This is a genomic window from Nitrospirota bacterium (assembly GCA_016219645.1).
Classification (GTDB): Bacteria; Nitrospirota; Nitrospiria; order Nitrospirales; family Nitrospiraceae; genus Palsa-1315.
Window position 1 is genome coordinate 1 of the sequence record JACRLR010000054.1, and the last position, 15,392, is coordinate 15,392.

The following is a 15,392-nucleotide window of genomic DNA, read 5'->3' on the forward strand; positions in this document are numbered from 1 at the left end:
GGAGATGGTGATGCCGGGGGACAATGTGAGCGTGACGGGGGAGTTAATCAGCCCGATCGCGATGGATCAGGGGTTGCGGTTTGCGGTGCGCGAGGGGGGCAAGACCGTCGGCTCCGGCGTCGTCACCGAAATCCTGGCGTAATTAATAGGGAGCGGAGGGGGTAGGGGTAAGGGGTAAGGGGATGATGGCAGGGTATCGGCCATCGCTTCACTCCTGGCGCCTGACGCCTGACGAATAAGAAGATGCGAGAGATCATTGATTTAGCCTGCACGGTGTGCAAGCAGCGGAATTATTCCACCATGAAAAATAAGAAGAACGATCCGGATCGCCTAGAGCGGAATAAGTTCTGTAAGTTTTGTCGGAAGCACATTGCCCATAAGGAAGTGAAATAAAGTTCTAAGTTCTGGGTTCTGAGTTGAGGGGAAAGTTGGCAGATCGATCCGACAACTCAACACTCAAAACTCCGCACTCAGAACTGTGAAACGTAGGGGCATGGTGTCAATGGCTAGCACATCGGTCTCCAAAACCGAGAGTCTAGGTTCAAATCCTAGTGCCCCTGCCAAGAGCTGCGTAGTGGAGGATCAGGCTGGAGACCGACATCTGGCTTGTGAGCAGGTCGGTGGCGGAGAGGGATGTTGCACACAATGAGGGGGTGCAGTTTCCCTCGTCAGTAGAGCGAAGGTGAGGTCGGCATGTTCAAGAATTTTATCAATTCGATTCGCGAATTCCTCAACGATGTGCGCGGAGAGTTGAAGAAAGTCTCCTTTCCGACCAGGGCCGAAACAATCGGGTCCACGACGGTGGTCATTGTCTTTTGCATCATCATGTCCCTCTATCTGTCATTCGTCGACTCTATTCTTGTATGGCTAGTGGGCAAGATTTTATGAGCGGGGCCTCTTTGAGGGAGAGTTGTTGTATGTCACACAGTCAACCAATGATCCGAGGGTAGGGCATGGCAAAGAATTGGTACGTCATTCATACCTACGCAGGTTTTGAGGGGCGGGTGAAGACCAGCTTGCTCGAGCGGGCCAATCAAATGGGATTGGTCGAAAAGCTGGGGCAGGTACTTGTGCCGACAGAAGATGTGATTGAGATCAAGGATGGTAAGCGCCGAACGTCTCGACGGAAGTTTTTCCCCGGGTACGTGATTGTGGAATTGGAGTCCCCGCTTATCGATGAAACCTTGCAGATGATCAAGGAAACGCCGAAAGTCACGGGCTTCGTCGGCGCTGGAGCGCAGCCGACACCGCTGTCGACGGATGAGGTTGAGTCGCTATTGAAACAGGTCGATGTGGGAGCAGCCGGACCACGCGAACAGGTTAAATTCATCAAGACGGACAATGTGCGGATCATTGACGGTCCCTTTCTCGGATTCAACGGCGTGGTGGACGAGGTGTCCCAGGATCATGGCCGACTAAAAGTATTGGTCAGTATTTTTGGGCGATCTACCCCTGTGGAGCTTGGATTTATGCAAGTGGAGCGCATCTAGAGCGCAAATGTTTAATTGGAAATGTCGAATGTTGAGTGAGTGGAAGGGGGACGGCGGCGCCTCAAGAGTCCATCATTTAACATTCATCATTCAACATTAGGGGAATAGGACATGGCCAAAGAAGTATCGGCGCAGATTAAGTTGCAAATTCCAGCTGGGAAAGCGAACCCTGCTCCCCCAGTAGGTCCGTCATTGGGGCAGCACGGCGTCAACATTATGGAGTTTTGCAAGCAGTTTAATGCCAAAACGCAGAAAGAGGGCGACAGCATCATTCCGGTGATCATTACGGTCTATAAAGACCGGTCGTTTACCTTTGTAATGAAAACTCCCCCGGCGTCCGACCTTTTGAAGAAGGCTGCAGGGATCATCAAGGGATCCGGCGTTCCACAAAAAGACAAGGTAGGAAAGATCACCAAGGCACAGTTGCGTGAGATTGCGCAGAAGAAATTGACGGATCTCAACGCTGCAGATCTTGCGGGGGCGATCAAGATTATTGAGGGAACAGCGCGCAGTATGGGAGTGGTGATTCAAGGGTGAGGCGTTAGATCGGGCAGGACTGCCAGTCGTGCCGATCAGAACTCACGATGGGGTTGAGGGAGAACGGAAATGGGAAAGAAGATGAAAGCGGCGGTCGAAAAGCTTGAGCCTCGGGCTTATGCCTTGCGCGAGGCGGTCGAAGCGGTGAAGCGGTTGGCCTATACCAAGTTTGATGAATCCGTTGATCTGGCACTTCGATTGGGTGTCGATCCAAAACGGGCTGACCAAATGGTGCGAGGCACGACGTCTCTGCCGCATGGTACGGGGAAGAAGATTCGCGTATTGGTTTTTGCCAAGGGGGAGAAGGAGCAGGAGGCCCGGCAAGCCGGCGCTGACTATGTCGGGTCCGATGATCTGATGGAGAAGATCAAGGGGGGCTGGCTGGATTTTGACTGCGCCATTTCGACGCCGGACCTCATGGGGGCGGTTGGGAAACTTGGAAAAGCGTTGGGTCCCCGTGGGCTCATGCCTAATCCCAAGACCGGGACCGTGACCTTCGAGGTCGGGAAGGCCGTGTCAGAAATTCGGAAGGGCCGGGTCGAGTACAAAGTCGAAAAAGCCGGGATCGTTCAGGTGCCTGTTGGGAAAGTGTCATTTAAACCGGAGCAGCTCTACGACAACGCGGCGGCGGTTCTCGAGGCGGTGATCAAGGCAAAGCCTGCCTCGTGCAAAGGGCGCTATCTGATGAGTGCGACGATCTCAAGCACGATGGGGCCTGGTGTGAAGCTGGACGCCATTGCGTTAGCCAAGGAATGGAGTTAGTCGGGTTGTTGCCGCGCGGAAGGGGAAGGGTTCGATTATGAATAAGGGCGAGAAAGCGACAGCGGTTGCGGAGTTGACGGAGACATTCGGCCGTGCACGGCTCGCGATTGTCACGGAAAGCGCCGCGCTCTCCGTGAACCAAGTGACAGAGCTTCGCAAGCTATTGCGAGGCGCCAAGGCCGAATACAAGGTCGTCAAGAACACGCTGGCTGCCCGTGCTGCCGAGGGTACGATCCTTTCTGGGGTCAAGACGTACCTCAAGGGACCAACGGGACTGGTGATCGGTTATGACGATCCGGTGCTCCCGACGAAGATCCTTCAAGACTTTCTTCTGGCCGAGAAGCGGGACCAGAAGATGAAGATTACGATCGGAGTGTTGGAGGGGAAGGTCGTACAACCCGCTGAGTTGGCGGCCGTTGCGAAGCTACCGAAGAAAGAAGTCCTCATTGCGATGTTGTTGTCGGCCATGCAGGGACCGGCGCGTGGCCTGGTGTATACGCTCAGTGCGGTCTTGTCAAAATTTGTCAGAGTCATTGCGGCCATTCAGGATAAACGAAAAGGAGAAGGGGATATGTCAACGACCACGACGAAGTTATCACAAGAAGAGTTGATCAAGGCCATCGAGACGATGAGTGTGCTCGATTTGGCGGAGCTCGTGAAGGGGTTAGAGACCCGATTCGGCGTCACGGCCGCCGCACCGGTCGCCGTTGCCGCTCCAGCCGCTGGCGGTGGTGGCGCAGCAGCGGCAGCCGAGGAAAAGACCGCGTTCGATGTCATGCTGGTGTCTGCTCCGGCGGACAAGAAAATCCAAGTCATTAAGGTCGTTCGCGAACTCACGAGCCTTGGATTGAAGGAAGCGAAGGACCTGGTCGAAGGCGCGCCCAAGCCAGTGAAAACCGGTGTCACAAAGGAAGAGTGCGACACCATGAAGAAGAAGCTCGAAGAGAGCGGCGCCAAGGTCGAGATCAAGTAGATCTCAGTCAACCGATAGCGACATCCGTGGGGACCTGCCTTGGGCGGGCCCTCACGTCTAACCATTGTATTGGAGGACAGGGGAATGTCCCAAACGACGCTAGAGGAGTTCGTCGAACGGAAAGACTATTCTCGCATTCATAGCAGCATCGAGATCCCTGATCTTATCGAGATTCAGAAGCGCTCCTATGAAGAATTTCTTCAGCGGGAGGTCGAACCTGAGCGTCGCAAGGATCATGGGCTCCAGGCTGCCTTGGCGAGCGTGTTTCCGATTCCGGATTACAACAATACCGCCGTACTGGAGTTTACAAGTTACACGCTCGGGACTCCCAAATACGACGAGCGGGAATGCCTTGAGCAGGGGATGACCTTTGCCGTTCCATTGAAACTCCGGGTCCGCTTGGTCGTCTTCGACAAGGAAGACAAGGGTTCAAAGAAGAAAGTGCTCGATGTCCGGGAGCAGGAGGTCTATGTCGGTGAGTTGCCGCTGATGACGGAGCGGGGAACCTTTATCGTGAACGGTACGGAGCGTGTGGTGGTAAGCCAGTTGCACCGGTCGCCCGGCGCCTCCTTCACGCACGATAAAGGCCGTACTCACGCCAGCGGTAAGGTGTTGTATTCCGCCAGGATCATTCCCTATCGCGGATCGTGGCTCGACTTCGAGTTCGACGCGCGAGACATTCTCTATGTGCGGATCGACCGTCGGCGGAAAATGCCGACGACCATTCTGTTGAAGGCATTCGGGTTTTCGGGCGACGACCTGCTCAAAATGTATTACCCGGTCGAGGAAATCCGGGTCGTCAAGGGCAAGATGCTGCGGAAGCTCGATCCTGAGATTCACCAGGGTCTGCGCTGCTCGGCGGAAGTGATCGAAAAGGGTGCCAAGGAGCCGCTGGTGCGTGAAGGCGCCAAGCTGACGAAGGGACTGATCGCGAAGATCAAGGCAGCCGGAGTTAAGGAAATCCCGCTTGCCCCGAGCGAATTGATCGGGCGTGCGGTCCTGACGGAACTGGTGGACTCCAAGAAGAACAAGATAGCCGAGAGAAATCAGCGGCTCACTGCCGAAATCATCGAATCACTGCTCGAGAGCGACATCGAAGAATTCAAAGCGATTTATTTTGATACGGTCACGTCTACTCCGGTGATTCTTGATACGCTGGAGATGGATAAGACGACCTCGAAAGAAGAGGCGATGGTCGAGATCTATCGCCGTTTACGGCCTGGAGAGACGCCCTCGGTCGACACGGCGCGAGCGCTGTTTGACAATATGTTCTTGAACTCGAAGCGGTACGACCTTTCGCCGGTCGGGCGTCTCAAGTTGAACAAGAAGCTCGGCCTCGACTTGCCTTTGGAGCAGCGGACGCTGACGGCGCAGGACATGGTCGAGGTCATCCGCTATCTCGTGAATTTGAAGCTGGGCAAGGGCGAGATCGACGACATCGATCATCTGGGCAATCGCCGTGTCCGTTCAGTCGGCGAGTTGCTGGAAAATCAATTCCGGCTTGGGCTGGTCCGCATGGAACGCAGCATCAAGGAGCGGATGAATCTGCTCGATATGGAAACGGTGTTGCCGCATGATTTGATCAACGCGAAGCCGGTCGTGGCTGCGGTGAAGGAATTCTTCAGCAGCAGCCAGTTGTCCCAGTTCATGGATCAAACGAATCCGCTCGCGGAAATTACCCATAAGCGGCGGCTCTCCGCCCTCGGTCCCGGTGGGTTGACCAGAGAGCGGGCTGGATTCGAGGTTCGCGATGTCCACCCGTCTCACTACAGCCGTATTTGTCCGATCGAAACGCCGGAAGGTCCGAATATCGGTCTGATCACCTCGTTGGCGACGTATGCGCGCATCAACAAGTTTGGATTCATCGAGGCGCCCTATCGCAAAGTAGTCAAAGGGCGAGTGACGGACGAGATTGAATTTCTTTCCGCGATCGAAGGGGACAAGTACATCATCGCGCAAGCGAATGCGAAAGTGGATGCTTCCGGCCGTCTGGTGTCCGAAACCATCTCGGCTCGAGCTGCCGGAGATTTCGTCTCTGCCACGGCAGACAAGGTCGAATACATGGATGTGTCGCCCAAACAGGTGGTGAGTGTGGCCACAGCGCTGGTGCCGTTCTTGGAGCACGACGATGCCAACCGTGCCTTGATGGGATCGAACATGCAACGTCAAGCGGTGCCGCTGCTCAAGTCGGAGGCGCCCTTAGTCGGCACGGGGATGGAGACCGTAGTGGCCCGCGACTCGGGCTACGTCGTGCAGGCCAGGCGGGCCGGCGTTGTGGAAAGCGTGGATGCTACGAGGATCGTCGTGCGCGCCGATTCGAAAGAAGGTCGGAAAAGGAATGACGCAGGCTTGGATGCGTACGATCTAATCAAGTTCCAGCGATCGAATCAGAGCACGACCATCACGCAAACGCCGGTGGTGCGGCTTGGACAACCGGTGAAAGTGGGGCAGGTCCTGGCCGATGGTCCTGCTATCGATCACGGCGAACTGGCATTGGGCAAGAATGTTCTCGTCGCCTTCATGCCCTGGGGCGGGTACAACTTTGAGGACGCCATTCTGTTGAGCGAAAAATTGGTGCGCGAGGACGCGTTCACCTCGATTCACATCGAGGAATTCGAGGTGGAGGCCCGCGACACCAAATTGGGAAAAGAGGACATTACCCGCGATATTCCGAATGTAGGAGAAGAAGCGCTCCGTGATCTCGATGAGAGCGGCATTATCCGGATCGGGGCCGAGGTGAAGCCGGGAAATATCCTGGTCGGCAAGGTAACGCCCAAAGGCGAAACACAGTTGACGCCGGAAGAAAAACTGTTGCGGGCTATCTTCGGTGAAAAAGCGGGCGACGTGAAGGATACGTCGTTGACCGTGCCGCCGGGCGTCGAGGGCATCGTCGTAGACGTAAAGATCTTTTCGCGCAAGGGGCTTGACAAGGACGAGCGATCCAAGAGCATCGAAAGCGAAGATGCGATGAAGCTCCAGCGTGACCATCACGAGGAGCTCCGGATCATCGACGAGGAAAAAACGAAGAAGATTAGAAAGTTGCTGCTGGGGAAGGTGGTCGGCCGTGACCTGATGGATGCTGAGAGCGGCGATGTCATTCTGAAGAAGAAGGGTAAATTGACCGCCGAGATTCTCAAGCGACTGCCGGATGAGACGGTCCGGTACATCATTCTGAGCGATCCTGACGAGCAAAAGGATCTGGAAGACGTGGAGCGGCGGGCGAAGGAGCAGATCGAGATTCTTCAAACATTGTACGACGAAAAGGTTGGGCGCCTGAAGCGGGGCGATGAGCTTCCGCCCGGCGTGATCAAGCTTGTCAAAGTCTATGTGTCGATGAAGCGCAAGATTCAGGTCGGAGACAAAATGGCCGGGCGGCATGGAAATAAAGGCGTAGTCTCTCGGGTCCTGCCTGAAGAAGACATGCCCTGCCTGCCGGACGGAACGCCGGTGGAAATTGTGCTGAATCCACTCGGAGTGCCGTCACGTATGAACGTCGGCCAGATATTGGAAACCCACCTAGGTTGGGCGGCCAAGGCATTGGGGATCAAAGTGGCGAGCCCGGTGTTCGATGGAGCCTCAGAAACGGAGATCAAGGAACTGCTCAAGAAAGCGAATCTGCCGACCAGCGGGCAAACGATGCTGATGGATGGCCGGACCGGAGAAATGTTCGGCAACCCCGTCACGGTTGGGTACATGTATGTCTTAAAGCTCCATCACCTGGTCGATGACAAGATTCACGCGCGCTCGATCGGTCCCTATTCGCTCGTCACGCAACAGCCGCTCGGCGGCAAGGCCCAATTCGGCGGTCAGCGGCTGGGAGAAATGGAAGTGTGGGCGCTGCAGGCCTATGGCGCGGCTTCCACGCTGCAAGAGTTCCTGACGGTCAAATCGGATGACGTGCCGGGCCGATCGCGGATGTACGAAGCGATCGTCAAAGGTGAGCCGTTCTTAGAGCCTGGATTGCCGGAGTCGTTCAACGTGCTGGTCAAAGAGCTCCAGAGTCTGGGGCTCGACGTCGAACTGGTCAAGTCGCAAGACTAACCTATTTGTGTGCCGGCCGTAACGGTCGGTATCGGAGGAGGTCACTACCTTGGAAGGCGTCTATACATTATTTGAAAAGCCGCGGGATGCGGTGTCTTTCGACTCGATGCGGATCAGAATTGCATCACCCGAGAAGATTCGGTCATGGTCCTACGGCGAAGTCAAGAAACCGGAGACCATCAATTACCGGTCGTTCAAACCGGAAAAAGACGGATTGTTCTGCGCGAAAATTTTCGGCCCGATCAAGGATTGGGAGTGCAACTGTGGCAAATACAAGCGCATGAAACACCGGGGAATCGTCTGTGACAAGTGCGGGGTCGAGGTCATTCAGTCTAAAGTCCGCCGGGAACGCATGGGCCATATCGAGCTCGCGGCGCCGGTTGCGCACATTTGGTTCCTCAAAGGCGTGCCGAGCCGCATCGGCACTCTCCTCGACATGAGCCTGAAGGGATTAGAGCGGATCCTCTACTTTGAAAGCTACGTCTGTGTCGATCCGGGCTCGACGGATTTGACGGAAAAGGAGCTGGTATCCGAGGAAAAGATTCGCGAACTTCAAAACGCGGGATACGGTCCCGATTCCTACAAAGTCGGCATCGGCGCCGATGCCATTCGGGAGTTGCTTCGCAAGATCGATATCAATGCCAAGTGGGACGAGATCAAGGCCAAGGCGAAGACATCGGCCTCGGCAGCCTTGAAGAAAAAATACGCGAAGCAACTCAAAGTCATCGAGGCGTTCCGCAAGTCTGGAAATATGCCCGAGTGGATGATCATGGATGTGATTCCGGTGCTGCCACCGGAATTGCGCCCGCTCGTCCCGCTGGACGGCGGACGTTTTGCGACCTCCGATTTGAACGATCTGTACCGCCGGGTCATCAATCGGAATAACCGATTGAAACGCCTGATTGAACTGAAAGCGCCGGGCGTGATCATCCGAAACGAAATGCGGATGTTGCAGGAAGCGGTTGATGCGCTCTTCGACAACGGGCGCCGCGGTCGCGCGATTCGCGGACCCAACAAGCGGCCGCTCAAATCTTTGAGCGACATGTTGAAGGGAAAGCAGGGTCGCTTTCGCCAAAACCTGCTCGGTAAACGGGTCGATTATTCAGGCAGAACCGTCATCGTCGTCGGGCCGGAGCTGCGCCTGCACCAATGTGGATTGCCCAAGAAAATGGCGCTCGAACTCTTCAAGCCCTTTATCTTCCACAAATTGGAAGAGCGCGGTGCCGCGACGACGATCAAGAGTGCCAAGCGCCTGGTCGAAAAAGAACGGCCTGAAGTATGGGATGTGCTTGACGAGGTGATTCGCGAACATCCTGTGTTGCTGAACCGTGCGCCGACGTTGCACCGTCTTGGTATCCAGGCGTTCGACCCAGTGTTGGTTGAAGGGAAGGCCATCCGGCTGCATCCGTTGGTCTGCGCCGCATTCAACGCGGATTTCGACGGCGACCAGATGGCGGTTCACGTTCCGCTCTCGGTCGAAGCGCAGGTCGAGGCGCGCGTGCTGCTGATGTCGATCAATAACATTCTCTCGCCCGCCAACGGCAAGCCGATTGCGGTGCCGTCGCAGGACATGGTGCTCGGCTGTTATTGGCTGACCAAGGAGCGCGCAGGATGCAAGGGAGAGGGGAAAGTGTTCGGTTCGCCGGAGGAAGTGCGTGTTGCATTCGATTCGCGAGAATTGGATGTGCACGCTCGGATCAAGGTGCGGATCGAGGGCAGCCTCGTTCAGACCACCGTCGGACGAGTCATCCTGTCGGATGTGCTCCCTCCAGGGTTGCCTTTTTCCGTCGCCAATAAGCTCATGACCAAGAAGGAAATGACCAAACTGATCGACACGGTCTACCGCCAGTGCGGTCACCGTGAGACGGTCACATTCCTCGATAAGGTCAAGGATACAGGGTTTGAATATGCCACGCGCGCCGGCATCTCGATCTGCATCGACAATATGCATATTCCGACCAAGAAACAGGATCTGCTGGGTAAGGCTCAGCACGAGGTGACGGAGATCGAACGGCAATATGCGGAGGGACTGATCACCAACGGGGAGCGTTATAACAAGGTGATCGATATCTGGGCCCATGTGACGGAGCAGATTGCCAATGAAATGATGAAGGAATTGGGCGCCGGTGGCGATCCCACCAAGGCTGAGGCTTTCAATCCGATCTTCATGATGGCGGATTCCGGCGCCAGAGGAAGCTCGCAGCAGATCCGCCAGTTGGGTGGTATGCGAGGTTTGATGGCGAAGCCCTCAGGTGAAATCATCGAGACCCCGATTACCGCCAACTTCCGCGAAGGGCTGACCGTGTTGCAATACTTCATTTCAACCCACGGCGCTCGTAAGGGATTGGCCGACACAGCGTTGAAGACGGCCAACTCCGGCTATCTCACGCGTCGATTGGTGGACATCGCGCAAGATGTGATCATCAACGAGATCGATTGTGGCACGACCGACGGCATCATCGTGAGTGCATTGGTCGAGGGTGGTGAAATCATTCAGCCGATCGAAGAGCGGGTGTTGGGACGGTTGGCTGCAGAAGATATCCGCGATCCAGTGACGGGTGAAATTATTGTCTCGTTCAATGAGGAGATCGACGAGGAGCGGACGAAGGCGATTGTGGAGGCCGCAGTCGATCATGTCAAGATTCGTTCTGTGCTGACCTGTCAGTCGCGCCGAGGCGTCTGTCGGTCCTGCTATGGGCGGGATTTGGCCCGCGGACGGCTGGTCGAAAAAGGCGAGCCGGTCGGTGTCATTGCGGCACAGTCGATCGGCGAACCGGGAACACAGTTGACCATGCGGACGTTTCACATCGGTGGAACCGCGAGCAAGGTGGTAGAGCAGACTGTGACCGAAGCCAAGCATGCCGGGACAATCAAGTTCATGAGCTTCGACGCCAAGAAGAATGCCGACTTCCCTAATCCCGGGATTGCTGTCCAGAATAAAGAGGGCGAATGGGTTGTCATGAATCGGAATGCAAAGATCGCCATTGTCGATGAGACAGGACGTGAGCGCGAGAAGTACGGGGTCGTCTACGGCGCCAAGATCAAGATCAAGAACGGTGGCCGGGTCGAAGTGGGCCAGAAATTGGTCGAATGGGATCCCTACTCCTTGACCATCCTCACAGAGGTCGGCGGTAAAGTGGCGTATGGAGATATCATCGAAGGTGTATCCATGAAGGAAGAATTCGATGAAGTCACCGGCCTCTCCCGTAAGGTCATCGTTGAACATAGCGGTGCGACATTGCGCCCGCGTGTTTCGATCAAGGATGAGGGTGGAAAGACGGCGAAGGTCGCAGCTGCGGCCAACGTGGCTCGCTATCTGCTTCCGGTCGGGGCTCACATCTTCGTCGAGAAGGGCCAACTGGTCACTCCCGGTGATGTCTTGGCCAAGATTCCCCGTGAGACGACCAAGACGAAAGATATTACCGGTGGTTTGCCTCGTGTGGCTGAATTGTTCGAGGCCCGAAAGCCGAAGGAAACCGCCGTCATCAGCGAGATCGATGGCGAAGTCTCCTACGACGGTTTCGTGAAGGGCATGCGGAAAGTGCTGGTCAATAACAAAATGGGGGATGTGAAAGAATATTTCATCCCCAAAGGCAAGCACGTCAATGTTCATGAGGGCGATTGGGTCAGGGCTGGCGAGCCTTTGATGGATGGATCTGCCAATCCGCACGACATTCTCGACGTGTTGGGCCCGAACGAATTGCAGAAGTATCTTGTCGACGAGGTGCAGGATGTCTACCGGCTGCAAGGTGTGACCATCAACGACAAGCACATCGAGATCATTGTGCGGCAGATGTTGCGCAAGATCAGAATCGAAGATCCGGGCGATACGGAGTTCCTGCCCGGCAGTCAAATCAGTAAGATGCTATTTGATGAAGAGAATGAGCGAGTATTGGCGAAGGGTGGACAGCCTGGTCTTGGGAAGCCGGTATTGCTCGGTATTACCAAGGCGGCGTTGACCACGGATAGCTTTATTTCTGCGGCCTCATTCCAGGAGACCACGCGTGTCTTGACGGAAGCAGCGATCAACGGACGCATCGATAATCTGTTGGGGCTGAAAGAAAATGTGATCGTTGGTCGTTTGATTCCGGCCGGGACCGGCTTTGAAGAGTATCGGGATACCTTCGTTGTAAGTCCCAAGCCAGAGCCTGTGGTTGTCGGCCAGGGAGAGGTTGCAGCTCTTGCGCAAGAGAATGTCGCGACGGGATTGGGTGAGCCTGCGCGCTCTTGATCCATGGGGCGCCGGAGCAGGCTTGACAGAGAGACCAAGGGTCACTACAATCCTCAGGCTTTGCCCTTGATGGGTTGAGTAAGAGCGTTAAACTATACCGAAAATGAGAGCGAAGTACTAATGCCCACGATTAATCAGTTAGTCAGAAAAGGTCGCCAGCTGGCGCACGCGAAGACGAAGAGCCCCGCACTGAAGTCCTGTCCGCAGAAGCGCGGAGTCTGTCTTCGTGTCTATACCTCGACGCCAAAGAAGCCGAACTCAGCGCTGCGGAAAGTCGCGCGCGTTCGGCTGACGAATGGAATGGAAGTGACGACCTATATCCCCGGTGTCGGCCACAACCTTCAAGAACATTCTATCGTGCTCGTCCGTGGCGGCCGCGTGAAGGACTTGCCTGGAGTACGCTATCACATCGTCAGAGGCGCTCTTGATGCCGTTGGCGTGGCGGACCGAAAGCAGAGCCGTTCGAAGTATGGGGCGAAGCGCCCGAAGTAGGAAGATTGCCAACGATTGGTATCGAAAGAGTGAATGACATATGCCAAGAACTAGGTTTTTAGACCACCGAGATCCTCTCCCTGACGTGCGATATCGGGATAAGCTCGTCGGAAAGTTTCTCAATATCCTGATGACGGGTGGAAAAAAGAGTACGGCCGAACGCATTTGCTACGGAGCCTTCGATGTTATACAGGAGAAGACCGGCAACGATCCGCTCAAAGTGTTTCGGGCGGCGCTTGATAACGTGAAGCCGGTCGTTGAGGTGAAGTCCCGACGAGTGGGGGGCGCCTCGTATCAGGTGCCGGTAGAGATTCGTCCGGCCCGCCGGATGTCGCTTGCGCTCAGGTGGTTGGCGGAATATTCGCGTACTCGCGGCGGAAAGAGTATGCGCGAGAAGCTTGCGGCTGAATTGCTGGATGCGTCGAACAATACGGGGGCGGCGGTTAAGAAGCGGGAAGACGTGCATCGAATGGCGGAAGCCAACAAGGCCTTCGCGCACTATCGCTGGTAGCGTCGTTCTGTGCTGCAGCTGAGCCGTGCTGCGATCCGCTCAAGCGGGTCTGTGCGAGTCGCAGCAATTCACTGGCTTTGGTTGCGGCATATATTTTTTGGGGGAAGTACGTGGCTCGTCAAGCACCATTAGAGCAAACTCGGAATATCGGCATCATGGCTCACATCGATGCCGGGAAGACGACGACGACTGAACGAATCCTCTTCTACACCGGGATCTCACATAAGCTGGGTGAGGTGCACGAAGGTGCGGCGACGATGGATTGGATGGAGCAGGAGAGAGAACGCGGCATTACGATTACGGCTGCTGCGACAACCTGTTTCTGGAGAGACCATCGGGTCAATATCATCGATACCCCCGGGCACGTCGACTTTACGATTGAGGTCGAGCGATCGCTTCGGGTACTCGACGGGGCTGTGGCAGTGTTTGACTCCGTACAGGGGGTTGAGCCGCAATCTGAGACGGTCTGGCGTCAGGCGGATAAGTATAGCGTGCCGAGAATTGCGTTCATGAACAAGATGGACCGGATCGGCGCAGATTTCTATGCCAGCGTCCAGACGATGATCGATCGATTGGGAGCCAAGCCGGTGCCGATCCAGATTCCGATCGGCCGCGAGTCTGAATTCAGAGGGTCGATCGATCTCGTGACCATGAAGGCCTATGTGTATGACGACGAAACGCTCGGAGCCAAATATGTCGTCGCCGATATTCCTGCCGATATGCTCGAGCGGGCCAAAGAGTATCGCGAAAAAATGCTGGACGCAGTCGCTGAGTTCGACGAGCAGGCCATGGAGAAGTATCTCAACGGTCTGCCCTTGACGGAAGAGGAGATCCGTCGAGCTATTCGAGCTGGCGTGCTCTCGATGAAGATGACTCCAGTTTTGTGTGGATCGGCGTTTAAGAACAAGGGTGTCCAGCAACTGTTGGATGGAGTTGTGGATTTCCTTCCCTCCCCTCTTGATGTCGAATCCGTGACCGGGATTGATCCGAATACCGAACAGGAAATCAAGCGACGACCATCGGATAGTGAGCCGTTTGCGGCCTTAGCCTTCAAGATCATGACGGATCCCTTTGCAGGACAGCTCACCTTTCTCCGGGTGTATTCAGGGATGCTCAAGACGGGAACGTCAGTTGCGAATGTGACGAAGGGCACGAAGGATCGAGTCGGACGTTTATTAAAGATGCACGCGAACAAGCGGGAAGACATCGATGTGGCCTATGCGGGTGACATCGTTGCGGCGGTCGGCCTGAAAGGGGCAACGACAGGAGACACGCTGGCGGATGAAAAGCAGCCGGTCTTGCTCGAAGTGATGAAGTTCCCTGAGCCGGTCATCGCCATGGCGGTTGAGCCAAAAACCAAACAAGATCAAGAAAAGATGGGGTTCGCTCTCCAGAAGTTGGCGCAGGAAGATCCGTCATTCCGGGTGAAGACGGATGAAGAAACCGCGCAGACCATCATTGCCGGAATGGGAGAGCTGCATCTGGAAATCATCGTGGATCGCATGCTGCGCGAATTCAAGGTCGAAGCCAACGTCGGAAAGCCTGAGGTGGCCTTTCGGGAAACGATTCGTAAGAAGGCTGAGGCGGAGTCGAAGTACATCAAGCAGACCGGCGGTCGTGGCCAGTACGGGCATGTCGTACTGACGGTCGAACCAGCCGAGTCAGGCAAAGGGTTGGAGTTCATCAACAAGACTGTCGGTGGCTCTATCCCGAAAGAATTCATCCCGGCAATCGAAAAGGGTGTGAAGGAGCGGCTTGATTCCGGTGTGATCGCTGGATATCCGATTCGCGATGTCCGGGTCACGGTGATCGACGGGTCGTTCCACGACGTCGACTCCAATGAAATGGCGTTTAAGATCGCCGGTTCAATGGCCTTCCTGGATGCCTGTAAGAAAGCCGATCCTGTATTGCTTGAACCGATCATGAAGGTAGAGGTTGTGGTGCCTCAAGATTTTATGGGAGATGTCATCGGCAATTTGAACGGCCGTCGAGGCAAGATCCAGGGCATGAAAGCCAGGGCTGCTGCGCAGGCCATCGATGCATTGGTCCCACTCAGTGAAATGTTCGGGTACGCGACCGACCTTCGGTCCCGTACTCAGGGCCGAGCTACCTATAGCATGGAGTTCGACCGATATGAGGCGGTGCCCAGGCAGATTTCAGAGGCCATCATTGCGAAATATCGTGGTGAGTAGTCGAATCGTTTGAGTGAGGACGAACGGAGGCGGGTATGGCGAAGGCGAAATATGAGCGGCGGAAGCCGCATGTGAATATTGGGACGATCGGGCACGTGGACCATGGCAAGACGACGTTGACGGCGGCGTTGACGAAGGTGAGTGCGGAGAAGGGGATGGCGAA

At 55.6% G+C, this 15,392-nt stretch carries 13 protein-coding genes and 1 tRNA gene; all 14 read left to right on the forward strand.

All coding sequences use genetic code 11. The features are described from left to right. Positions 1–142 (forward strand): elongation factor Tu (gene tuf, locus HZB34_16070; GenBank protein ID MBI5317479.1); only part of this gene is annotated, 142 nt, incomplete at its 5' end. Positions 143–243: 101 nt separating this feature from the next. Continuing rightward, the gene (rpmG, locus tag HZB34_16075; protein MBI5317480.1) at positions 244–393 is read left to right on the forward strand and encodes a 50S ribosomal protein L33; all 150 of its coding nucleotides are present in this window, start codon (positions 244–246) and stop codon (positions 391–393) included. Between the two features lie 94 nt (positions 394–487). Beyond that, positions 488–563, forward strand: a tRNA-Trp gene (locus HZB34_16080). Positions 564–693: 130 nt separating this feature from the next. Further along, a complete protein-coding gene (gene secE, locus HZB34_16085) occupies positions 694–888 on the forward strand; it encodes a preprotein translocase subunit SecE (GenBank protein ID MBI5317481.1) in 195 nt (64 codons plus the stop codon). A gap of 65 nt (positions 889–953) precedes the next feature. Continuing rightward, positions 954–1,490 (forward strand): transcription termination/antitermination protein NusG, encoded by a 537-nt coding sequence (nusG, locus tag HZB34_16090; GenBank protein MBI5317482.1) that lies wholly within the window; start codon positions 954–956, stop codon positions 1,488–1,490. Positions 1,491–1,601: 111 nt separating this feature from the next. After that, entirely contained in the window at positions 1,602–2,027 is a 426-nt protein-coding gene (gene rplK, locus HZB34_16095; GenBank protein ID MBI5317483.1) for a 50S ribosomal protein L11, read from the forward strand. A gap of 69 nt (positions 2,028–2,096) precedes the next feature. Next, complete coding sequence (locus tag HZB34_16100) at positions 2,097–2,789, forward strand: 50S ribosomal protein L1 (protein MBI5317484.1); 693 nt, start codon at positions 2,097–2,099, stop codon at positions 2,787–2,789. Positions 2,790–2,826: 37 nt separating this feature from the next. Further along, entirely contained in the window at positions 2,827–3,762 is a 936-nt protein-coding gene (gene rplL, locus HZB34_16105) for a 50S ribosomal protein L7/L12 (protein ID MBI5317485.1), read from the forward strand. Positions 3,763–3,846: 84 nt separating this feature from the next. Continuing rightward, a complete protein-coding gene (rpoB, locus tag HZB34_16110) occupies positions 3,847–7,803 on the forward strand; it encodes a DNA-directed RNA polymerase subunit beta (GenBank protein ID MBI5317486.1) in 3,957 nt (1,318 codons plus the stop codon). Positions 7,804–7,852: 49 nt separating this feature from the next. Continuing rightward, entirely contained in the window at positions 7,853–12,034 is a 4,182-nt protein-coding gene (gene rpoC, locus HZB34_16115; protein MBI5317487.1) for a DNA-directed RNA polymerase subunit beta', read from the forward strand. 120 nt (positions 12,035–12,154) lie between these two features. Further along, the gene (locus HZB34_16120; GenBank protein MBI5317488.1) at positions 12,155–12,526 is read left to right on the forward strand and encodes a 30S ribosomal protein S12; all 372 of its coding nucleotides are present in this window, start codon (positions 12,155–12,157) and stop codon (positions 12,524–12,526) included. 40 nt (positions 12,527–12,566) lie between these two features. Further along, positions 12,567–13,037 carry a 30S ribosomal protein S7 gene (rpsG, locus tag HZB34_16125; protein MBI5317489.1) on the forward strand — a complete coding sequence of 157 codons (471 nt, stop codon included), beginning with the start codon at positions 12,567–12,569 and terminating at the stop codon, positions 13,035–13,037. Between the two features lie 110 nt (positions 13,038–13,147). Beyond that, a complete protein-coding gene (gene fusA / locus HZB34_16130; protein MBI5317490.1) occupies positions 13,148–15,229 on the forward strand; it encodes an elongation factor G in 2,082 nt (693 codons plus the stop codon). A gap of 35 nt (positions 15,230–15,264) precedes the next feature. Further along, on the forward strand, positions 15,265–15,392 hold a 128-nt coding region (gene tuf / locus HZB34_16135), incomplete at its 3' end, for an elongation factor Tu (GenBank protein ID MBI5317491.1).

Excerpts from the sequence above, each read along its gene's own strand:
- nusG (MBI5317482.1), top strand. The coding sequence starts at position 954 with ATGGCAAAGAATTGGTACGTCATTCATACCTACGCAGGTTTTGAGGGG.
- secE (MBI5317481.1), top strand. The coding sequence starts at position 694 with ATGTTCAAGAATTTTATCAATTCGATTCGCGAATTCCTCAACGATGTG.
- HZB34_16100 (MBI5317484.1), top strand. The coding sequence starts at position 2,097 with ATGGGAAAGAAGATGAAAGCGGCGGTCGAAAAGCTTGAGCCTCGGGCT.
- rplL (MBI5317485.1), top strand. The coding sequence starts at position 2,827 with ATGAATAAGGGCGAGAAAGCGACAGCGGTTGCGGAGTTGACGGAGACA.
- rpsG (MBI5317489.1), top strand. The coding sequence starts at position 12,567 with ATGCCAAGAACTAGGTTTTTAGACCACCGAGATCCTCTCCCTGACGTG.
- rpmG (MBI5317480.1), top strand. The coding sequence starts at position 244 with ATGCGAGAGATCATTGATTTAGCCTGCACGGTGTGCAAGCAGCGGAAT.
- rplK (MBI5317483.1), top strand. The coding sequence starts at position 1,602 with ATGGCCAAAGAAGTATCGGCGCAGATTAAGTTGCAAATTCCAGCTGGG.
- HZB34_16120 (MBI5317488.1), top strand. The coding sequence starts at position 12,155 with ATGCCCACGATTAATCAGTTAGTCAGAAAAGGTCGCCAGCTGGCGCAC.
- rpoB (MBI5317486.1), top strand. The coding sequence starts at position 3,847 with ATGTCCCAAACGACGCTAGAGGAGTTCGTCGAACGGAAAGACTATTCT.